We start from the raw sequence: 8,520 nt of genomic DNA, 5'->3' as shown, positions 1-8,520 counted from the left end.
GTGAAAGCGAGCACCAGGAAAAAATCACGCCATAGATCGGCCAAGGGGCATCTCGACGCCCGCGTGTCGGCGCTCTGCACGGCTCTTGGGCGGCCTGTCCTGCCGCACTGGACCGGCCACGACCTGCGGCGCACGATGGTCACGGGGATGAATGAGCTTGGCATTGCTCCCCACGTGGTCGAGGCGGTCGTGAACCATGTCAGCGGCGCGGCCAAGGCCGGCGTGGCCGGCGTCTACAACCGGGCTCGCTATCTGCCGGAGCGCCGGGCAGCCTTGAATGTGTGGGCGGCTCGCGTCGCGGCCTTGGAACCGATGCGGGCAAGCTGACCGTTTAAACGATGCGGCGGCGGCCACGTAGCCAGATGGCCTAGCCGCTGTTCTGCTGTAGGATTATAATCCTTGACTTAATCGCTCTACCTGTGATTTAATAGTGCAAAATTTAGTCAGATAGCGAACACCCCGGCATGATCCGACCGGGCCGGCTAAAACTCTGACCAAGGGTGCAATACCAAGAACGCCCTCTTTCGGATCAATCCCAAATGCGTCGAAGTACTACGGCCTAGGTGCGCGCCCGCAAACGTGCGCGTCTGCCTGGCCGGCAACACCAACCGGCCAACTGGCCGAAAGGAAAGCCGCGCCATGACCGCTATGGAAGCGCTCGAACTCGATCCGCTCTTGACGACTGAGCAAGTCGCCAGGCGGTACAACTACCACCCCCAATCTCTCCGCAATCTTCTGGCTAAGGGAAAAGGTCCGAAGGCCATCAAGCTGCCCGGCGGGCGCATTCGCTACCGCGCCAGCGATCTCTTGGCCTGGGAGATATCAGCTTACGACGTGCCCGACGAGGTGGCGTCATGAGCGCCATCATCAAACAACAGGTTGCATCTCCCCCAGAGGCGGAGGTTGAAGCCGCCGAGACCTGGCTTCACTACACCCTAGCGACCCGCACAGATCATCAGATCAGGCTCACGGAGGCGTTGCGCCAGGGACGGCGGGCCGACCACCGCGCCACGAACGTAGTCGCCGCCAAACGGCGCCTGCAAAGGGATGGCCTCATCGAGCTGGCCCATGATCGCAAAGGCAAGCTTGTGTGGCGGCTGGTAGTGCCGGGAGGCAGGAGGGCAGCATGACCGCGCGCATCGTCGAGAACATCATGAGTGACGCTATTGCCGGCGCGGCATACGCCGATGATCCGTCGTGCGTCGCCGACATCAACTTCATCGGCGGCTCTTTCGGTGAGCTTGTCAGGCGTGCCGCCGCAGAGGCGGCTGCTACTGGCCGCGCCGTCGAGATCGCACCTGGCGTCACGGTTCGCATTGCCGACACCTCGCCGCCGTTGATCGATGTCTGTACCGCTCCGGGCGTCAACCTCGCCGAGGTGGCGCGGCGCTTCCAGTCCCCTCCCAATAGGAAAGCCCGCCGCTCCGAGGAAAAGCGGCGGGCCATGTAACGCGAGAAAATAAAATGTCCGATAAATATGATAATAGCTTGAACGGAAGGGCTCAAGCTTCAAAGCTGCAAATCGCGGTTGCGTACGCCAAGCGGCTCGGCTGGTCCGTTGGTCCGCTGCTCCCTGACAAGAAGATACCGCCCTTCAAGGATTGGTGGAACAAGACCACGAACGATCCTGATCGGCTCGCCGACTTCTGGTCCCCGGAGCGCAAGCTGATCGGTGAGACGCGCAAGGGCAAGCCGGTCTATTCCAACCCCGATTACAACATCGGCCTCGACACGGAAAAGAGCGGCGTCATCTGCATCGACTGCGACGAGAAGGACGGCAAGCATGGCATCGCCGCTCTGCGCAACCTGGCGGCCGAGCAAGGCGTCGAACTCGGCCCCGACGCGGACGTGTTCATGACGCGCTCGGCATCGGGCGGCGTGCACGCCTACTTCGAAGGCGAACCGGTGCAGAGCAAGAATAGCGTGCTCGCGGATGGCGTCGACGTGAAGTCCAGGAAGGCCCTCGCCGTCCTGCCTGGCAGCACCATTGGCGGCAAGCTCTACACCCCGGTTGGCGGAAAGCCGCGCAAGCCGGATAAGTTGCCCCAATGGCTTGTCGATGCGATCGCGCAGAAGTGGACGAAGGCGACGCCCGTCACGTTGATGATTGCGGTGCCTGGGGACGATCCCGCCGACATCACAGCGGTGAAAGCGCGGCTGGAAACCGAGCAGCAATCCGTTTCCGGAAACGGCGGCAATGCCAACTTGATCCGCGTCATTCGCACGCTTTGGGACGCCGGCATAACGGCGGACACGGCCGTCGAGTTGCTTGGCCCCTGGAACGCCCGCAATACTCCGCCGTGGGACGAAGGCGAGTTGGAATATAAGGTCCACAGCGCCTACCAGAACACCGAGAACGCCTTCGGCTGCCGCTCGCTCGCCCACGAGTTTGACGAGCTGCCGGACGACACGGCGCCGCTCGCCGAAGCGGCGGCCCTCGCCGAGGTGAGGTTGCTCAAGGACATCGACGCCAGCGACGCTGACATCCTGGCCTTGATCCGCAAGCACGCCGCCAACGGCGGAACGCGGATCGCCGAAGAGGCGAGGCAGGCAGATGGTGGCTATGAATGCCTGTCGCCCGACGAACTGGAAGCCGACACCGGTCTTGATCGTGAGCCGATTGTCGAGGACACGCTGGCCAGGGGGGACTTCATGTGCATCTTCGGCATGCCTGGATCGGGTAAGAGCCTGCTGGCCCCCTACATCGCACTCAGGATATCGCAAGGCGAGGACATCTTCGGCAAAAAGACGATGCCGATGCCTGCGCTGTATGCGGCGGCGGAAGACCCGAGGGGCATGAGGGCGCGACTGAAAGCGCTGCGGAAGCGCTACGGCAGGCACAACGTCCACCTGGCAACCGGCATCGCCAATCTCAGGAAAGGCAGCCTGGATTTCAAACGTGTCGTTGATGACTTGAAGCGGACCGGTGCCGGCGTGCTTGTCATAGACACTTCCAATATGGCGTTTCCCGGCATCCGGGAGAACGACGACGGCGACGACGGTATGGGCCGTGTCGTCACCGCTTGCAAGGCCATTTGCAGGCTCGGGATTGCCGTCATCCTTATCCACCACAACGACAAGGCTGATGGGGACACTCCGCGTGGCCACGGGTGTCTGCACGGGGCCACGGACGTAGAGGTAAAGACATCGAAAAATGCCAGCGGCGTCAGCACGTGCCGTCTCAAGAAGAACCGCAACGGTTTCGATAACATCGTGCTGGCCACGTTCGCCGTCGGCGTAGAGCCGGCTGGTGTCAATCCTTGGGGCAAGCCGCAGACCGTCGCCTATCTCAAGGAAACCGACACACCGGCTGATCCTGACGAGGAGTTCGACCGTCTCGACCACATGACGGCCTACGAGAAGCGGGCCATCCTGGACGCGATTGCCAGCGGTTATGATCGCCGGCATCACAAGGCCGAGAAGTATGTGCCGAAGGCACCGGGCTTGCTGACAGCACTGGGTCACGATGCCGACACATCGAAGACACGCAAGACGGTCATCGACCTGTGTGACGAGCTGTCAGCCGTTGGCATTCTTAGGCGGGGTGAAAAACTCGTCAAAGGCGATAAGCAGGAATTTTTCGCCATCGACCCCGCGAAACGTGAGGATTGGCTTGCGGAATAACCCCTCAAATCTATTCCGCAAAACGCGGAACAGATTTGACGGAACGCGAAGCAAAAATCTATTCCGCGCCTACTCCGCAGAAAATCCCGCAATCCCTTACACCACAAGGCTTGCGGAATGAAAATCTATTCCGCCATCTATTCCGCGCGGCACGCCCTTAGCGGAGTAGCGGAGTAGCCCCTCCCCTTTAGGAGGGGCTACGTACCTCCGCGAGTGCTTTGAATTCTTCTCAAATGGGGCGAGACCCTGGCTGAAATGGTCAAAGGTCTGACCGCAGCGCCCCGCCTGATCGGTGGCAAGGGACGCCAGCACGGCGGGTGAGGGGGAATTTGCGCGGCAGCATATTGCCGAAGCGGGCTAGGAGGTGAAGCGGCGGATCGCTAGGAGGCGATCAGGCTCACGGCGGATCGGCAATCCAATTACCATTGGCTTCTACGTCACCTTGATTTTTGAAGCCGGTTATGTGCACGCGCAGGAACGTTCATCTTTCAGTGTGGCCCAGATTGGCCGTAGCTGCTGCGTGGGCGCGAGTGCCGGCCAGTGCCACAGGCGGGCCCGTCCAGCGCAATTTGCACTCTGGCTGCTACTCGGGACACCTTCGGATTGCGAACGCGCGCCCTGGGGTAACCTCTGTTATCTTTTGGCTGAAATAGAGCGGAGGGGAAACGCTTATGAGGTTGACGGTAGCGCCACAGTCAAAGCGGACGCATGTCGGCAAACGTGATGTGGTTGAGGACGAAATAACACCCTCCAATGTCGTTCCAAAGGAATTTGGACTAGAGGTGAAGCTTTCCACGAAACACCTCGCGTTGAGCGGCCATTACATTGCACGCTTGCAACTGGAATGGGAGGAGGTCGAGCTACTGGCGAAAATCGCCGCCGGTGTCGACGAGCAGCGCCGCCGGGAGCTGCTGCAAGTCGCGCTAGACGAAGCGGCCGCTGAAACCGAAAAGCTAAAGCGGCAAATCGGCGAGCGGGAGAGTTAGAAAGTGGTAAGCGCCAGCGCGCGCCAGGCGCCCTTGTCGTTTAAACAAGCCGCAGTCCGTCACTCGACGGTGCGCGAACCGTCCAGCACCTTTTGCACGGTGGCCTTTGAGAAGCCGACCAGCGCCGCCGTGGCGCGGATCGACAAACCATCTGCCCGCGCCTGCTTGATCCTCGCCACGGCTTCCGCCGTCAACAACGCCGGTCGACCGCCGGTCCTGCCTTCCGCTTTCGCCAGAGCGATGCCTTCCATCTGACGTTCCTTCCGCAGAGCGGTCTCGAATTCGGCGATACTGGCGAGGATGCCGAAGACGAGCCTGCCGGTGCGCGTGGTCGTGTCCACACCGCTGTCGTCAAGCACCTTGAAGCCGACGCTCTTGGACGCCAATTCGTCGGCGATCTGGTGCAGATGGCCGGCGGAGCGCGCCAGCCGGTCGAGCTTTGTGATCATCAACACATCGCCCTCCCGCACATAGTCCAGGCACCGCGCCAGCTCCGGCCGCTCTTTGTCCAAGCCGGACTGCTTTTCAGTGAATATCTTGGTAGCTCCGGCCGCAGTCAGCTTTTCCACCTGGGTTTCATAGTTCTGCCCGGTGCTCGATACCCTGGCATATCCGACGATTGTCATTTGCGTTTCCTTCCCTGATTTGCGTTTAAACGGGATGCCGCGCCGTTGCCAGCGCGGCGCTGCCCTCATCGGGCGACGATGTGGAATGGCGATTGGCAGCAATCGCAGGTGGCCGAGAACGTATCGCGGGCGACGCGTGCCTTAATGGCCGGAACGCAAGCGCATTCGAACAGGCGCAAGCGACTGCCGGAACCGGCGCCGCGCGATTTGCCGCCTTTGGTGCCGATGCCGGCCGGACATGGTTTAAACGCAACGGTGCGGCCGAAGCGGTTCGTCAGGATGGCAACGGGTGCGCCGTCGTTCGGCTTCGGCAGAGCGTTGACGGCAAGCCGGATTGACGGCGTGAAGTCTGCCCAACGGTATTGATGGCCGGCCGCGTGGCAGTGCCGCAGTCCAAGCCTCCCGCAGGCGTCCTTCCATTGCTTGCCGTGGCCGGCTTCGAAGCCCGCGACGACATGGCCAAGCTCATGAATGGTCGTGCCGGCGAGTTGGCAGGTGTTTTCCTCGCCGAAGGCGCAAACCTCCACAAACGGCGCGGCCGGAGCCTCCACACCAATCTGCCATTTGCTGTAATACGTGACGCCGCGAAGGCCAGCTTCGCCGGCGCCGAACACAAGTTTGATGCTTGCGAGCTTGGCGGCATCGTCTGCGCTGGCCGAAGCCGCGACGATATCCGCAACGGCGCGCACGTATTGTTCATGTGTCGTGGTCATGTCTGTACCCTTTAATCATTGATGAATGTGCCCAATAATTAAGGTACGTAAAAGGTACAGTCAATAAGGATGTGCCAGAAATGTTTACATTAAGGTACGCGGCCCTCTGTAACGGCCACAGTGAAAGCGGCGCGGTGCGCTCTGGTCAGCGGCCGAGCAGCCTGGCGGGGTTCTATGGCGACGGTCGAGGGCAAAGGCGCAGTGCTGCCGGATGGGGGGTGGCCGGGGGTGGCACCCCCAAAGATCGGTAGAGCTGTGAGAAGCCGGTATACCTCGTTAGAAATTTGCGAGCCTCGCGCGCGGGGAGCCGACAGTGATCGAACGATATACCCCACCGGCTGTATCGCTGAAGCCGGCGAATGCGTCGGCTCACCATGCGATCGGTTTAAGGGAAAGGAGATATCCTCAGCTCAGCCGCCTCCGACTCACTCGCTTTCCAACCTTTGATTGACGTTCGCGTCTAGAGACCGGATGTTGGGGAGGAGTGAGAGTTGTCGTCATGGATGACTAGTGTTTGACCTGAAATTCGCGGATCGAGAAGCTAAGCGCAGTTGTCAGTTTGTTTTGTTGTTAGAAAAGTTTAGTCGCCACGGAATAGCGCCCCTGATTGCTTGACTGCTCATGAAGCGGGCCTTCATGCTTGTAGCATGGCATATGACTTCTCGAGTTTGTCGCACAGCGATTTTGAGGATTTGGCCCGCGACCTGATTGGTAGCGAGATCGGAAAGCGTTTCGAGGCTTTTCCCGAGGGGCCAGACGACGGGATGGACGGACGCCATGCTCTGGCAGATGGCGCCATCGTCCTGCAGGCGAAGCATTATTACCGTACCGGATTTTCGGGCTTGAAATCCAAGATGGCGAAGGAGCGGCAGTCGATAGAACGGCTCGTGCCGAAGCGCTACATCTTGGTGACATCGGCGCCGCTCACGCCGAAAAACAAGAGCGCGTTAGCCGAGATCATCGGCCCCTCATTGCAAACACCGGGCGACATATTCGGCCCGGGCGACCTCAACGCCCTCCTGCGTAAGCATCCGAACATAGAGAAAGCCCATCAAAAACTATGGGCGCAAAGCACATCGGTTCTGGAAACGGTTGTCACGGAGGCAGTCGGAAAGGCCCTCGCAAAGCCGGAGCCGATTCCCGCTGTCCTCGCCAATCTCCTGCCCCCTAAGGTGGCAGCCGGGAGTGCAACAACTGTCGAGAATACGGTCCGCGACACGATCTTTCTGATCAAGTCGTCACCGATCGACGATGAATTTACGCTTTGGTTAGCGCCCAAGCTCGAGGCCGAAGGGTATCGGGTGTTCGCCGACATCCTGACGCTTCAGCCCGGCGATAGGTGGCGCCGGCAGATCAATCAGGCGCTGCAATACCGAGCGGCGAAAGTTCTCCTCGTTTGCCGTGATGCCACGCTCGATGATCCGCATGTTCAGGACGATCTAGATATCGCGCTGGAATTGTCGAAGGAGATTCCCGATAGCCGGTTCATCATTCCGCTCCGGCTCGAGGCAGGTAAGAAGGTCAAGGGCGTCGGGGACGCGGTGACTGTCGATTTCGTGCGCGGCTGGGGAGACGGCGCCGGGTTGCTGTTGGATACCCTCCAGCGGCAAAAGGTGTTGCGATCTGCCGGCCCGCCCGTGATCGATCCGAATTGGGAGATCTTCCGACGGCGCGGCGCGATACCGCTCGTCGAGGAGGCCGAGCGTTTGACCTCAAATTGGCTTCGGGCGGCGGAGGCGCCAGACGTCATCCGATACTTCGAAAGCACCGGAGCGATCGAGCAAAGACTGCTGAATCGTGCGCTCGAAGCTTTTCCCTATCCGTGCGCCATCCAGGGCTCCGGCATTATTACCTTCGCTGATGAGGCCGAGATCGATGTGGCATTCGCGTCTGTCGGCCGCTTCAAGCTCAAAAACGAAATCCCGTTGCTGGAATTTGTCGACAACGGTTTCCCGACTCTCGGAATGGAACGCCAGGTCGCATCCAACCTTGTCATCGCCATGATCAAGAAAGCTTGGCTGTCCTTCTGCCGGGAAAAGGGCTTCGTCGAGTATCACTATTCTAACGCTGCCGGTTTCCATGCTTCGGCCACACAGGCGCAAATCGGACAGCGCATTCCGTGGGGCAAGCAGGGCGACCGTCGATCCTCGATGCTTCGTAACGTCGCGAAGGGACATATCTGGCAGTTCGGCGTCACTGCGATGCCTCACTTCTGGCCGTTCTGGCACCTGAAGCTCAAGTCCCGAGTTCTGTTTTCGGTAGACAACGATACGCCCGAGGGGCTCGTCATCGATGACGCCAGAAAGCTGCATCGCCTGCGCCGGAGCATTTGCAAGGGTTGGCGCAACAAGCAATGGCGCGGGCGCATGCTCGCTTTCCTTGAGCTTTTGTCTGGCGAGTCGGCCTACATCCGGCTGTCGCTATCAACGAACGCGGCGATTGTGATCGAAGCGACGCCTATGCTTTTCACCTCGCCAGTGTGTACCGCGCTTCCCGATGTTCTCGATGCCGACGAAGAAGAGGCAGACATCAGCACGCTGGGGCGACCTGACAACGACGACGAGGTCTAAG

8 protein-coding genes and 1 pseudogene are annotated in these 8,520 nt (G+C 60.3%); 7 read left to right on the top strand and 2 right to left on the bottom strand.

Features of this window, described 5'->3' with window-relative positions:
* The 6 genes and pseudogenes from EOA79_RS12495 to EOA79_RS12470 form a co-directional block, all read left to right on the top strand.
* Positions 1-327 (top strand): annotated as a pseudogene (locus tag EOA79_RS12495) (hypothetical protein); the annotation flags it as partial.
* 312 nt (positions 328-639) lie between these two features.
* Positions 640-858, top strand: a complete 219-nt coding sequence (locus EOA79_RS12490; protein WP_127335721.1) for a helix-turn-helix domain-containing protein — start codon at positions 640-642, stop codon at positions 856-858.
* Complete coding sequence (locus EOA79_RS12485; protein ID WP_127335722.1) at positions 855-1,130, top strand: hypothetical protein; 276 nt, start codon at positions 855-857, stop codon at positions 1,128-1,130. The genes EOA79_RS12490 and EOA79_RS12485 overlap by 4 nt, the downstream gene beginning before the upstream one ends.
* Positions 1,127-1,450 (top strand): hypothetical protein, encoded by a 324-nt coding sequence (locus EOA79_RS12480; protein ID WP_127335723.1) that lies wholly within the window; start codon positions 1,127-1,129, stop codon positions 1,448-1,450. Before EOA79_RS12485 ends, EOA79_RS12480 begins: the two co-directional genes overlap by 4 nt.
* A gap of 14 nt (positions 1,451-1,464) precedes the next feature.
* Positions 1,465-3,624 carry a bifunctional DNA primase/polymerase gene (locus EOA79_RS12475; protein WP_128293030.1) on the top strand — a complete coding sequence of 720 codons (2,160 nt, stop codon included), beginning with the start codon at positions 1,465-1,467 and terminating at the stop codon, positions 3,622-3,624.
* A 671-nt stretch (positions 3,625-4,295) separates the two neighbouring features.
* The gene (locus EOA79_RS12470; protein ID WP_127335791.1) at positions 4,296-4,610 is read left to right on the top strand and encodes a hypothetical protein; all 315 of its coding nucleotides are present in this window, start codon (positions 4,296-4,298) and stop codon (positions 4,608-4,610) included.
* A gap of 59 nt (positions 4,611-4,669) precedes the next feature.
* Here the strand turns inward: EOA79_RS12470 and EOA79_RS12465 are convergent, their stop codons facing one another.
* Entirely contained in the window at positions 4,670-5,236 is a 567-nt protein-coding gene (locus EOA79_RS12465; protein WP_127335790.1) for a recombinase family protein, read from the bottom strand.
* Between the two features lie 65 nt (positions 5,237-5,301).
* The gene (locus EOA79_RS12460; RefSeq protein WP_127335789.1) at positions 5,302-5,949 is read right to left on the bottom strand and encodes a hypothetical protein; all 648 of its coding nucleotides are present in this window, start codon (positions 5,947-5,949) and stop codon (positions 5,302-5,304) included.
* Positions 5,950-6,596: 647 nt separating this feature from the next.
* Here EOA79_RS12460 and EOA79_RS12455 point away from each other — a divergent pair.
* Positions 6,597-8,519: a TIR domain-containing protein gene (locus EOA79_RS12455; protein WP_127335788.1), complete on the top strand. Its 1,923-nt coding sequence runs from the start codon at positions 6,597-6,599 to the stop codon at positions 8,517-8,519.
* The last annotated feature ends 1 nt before the right edge of the window (position 8,520 follow it).

The sequence above is a fragment of the Mesorhizobium sp. M1A.F.Ca.IN.020.03.2.1 genome (assembly GCF_004023205.1).
Lineage (GTDB): Bacteria > Pseudomonadota > Alphaproteobacteria > Rhizobiales > Rhizobiaceae > Mesorhizobium.
Note: the sequence above shows the minus strand (reverse complement) of the source record. Positions and strands in the feature narration are given on the sequence as shown.

Bases quoted from the DNA above. Each gene is read 5' to 3' on its own strand.
- EOA79_RS12490 (WP_127335721.1), top strand. From the start codon at position 640: ATGACCGCTATGGAAGCGCTCGAACTCGATCCGCTCTTGACGACTGAG.
- EOA79_RS12485 (WP_127335722.1), top strand. From the start codon at position 855: ATGAGCGCCATCATCAAACAACAGGTTGCATCTCCCCCAGAGGCGGAG.
- EOA79_RS12480 (WP_127335723.1), top strand. From the start codon at position 1,127: ATGACCGCGCGCATCGTCGAGAACATCATGAGTGACGCTATTGCCGGC.
- EOA79_RS12475 (WP_128293030.1), top strand. From the start codon at position 1,465: ATGTCCGATAAATATGATAATAGCTTGAACGGAAGGGCTCAAGCTTCA.
- EOA79_RS12470 (WP_127335791.1), top strand. From the start codon at position 4,296: ATGAGGTTGACGGTAGCGCCACAGTCAAAGCGGACGCATGTCGGCAAA.
- EOA79_RS12465 (WP_127335790.1), bottom strand. From the start codon at position 5,236: ATGACAATCGTCGGATATGCCAGGGTATCGAGCACCGGGCAGAACTAT.
- EOA79_RS12460 (WP_127335789.1), bottom strand. From the start codon at position 5,949: ATGACCACGACACATGAACAATACGTGCGCGCCGTTGCGGATATCGTC.
- EOA79_RS12455 (WP_127335788.1), top strand. From the start codon at position 6,597: ATGGCATATGACTTCTCGAGTTTGTCGCACAGCGATTTTGAGGATTTG.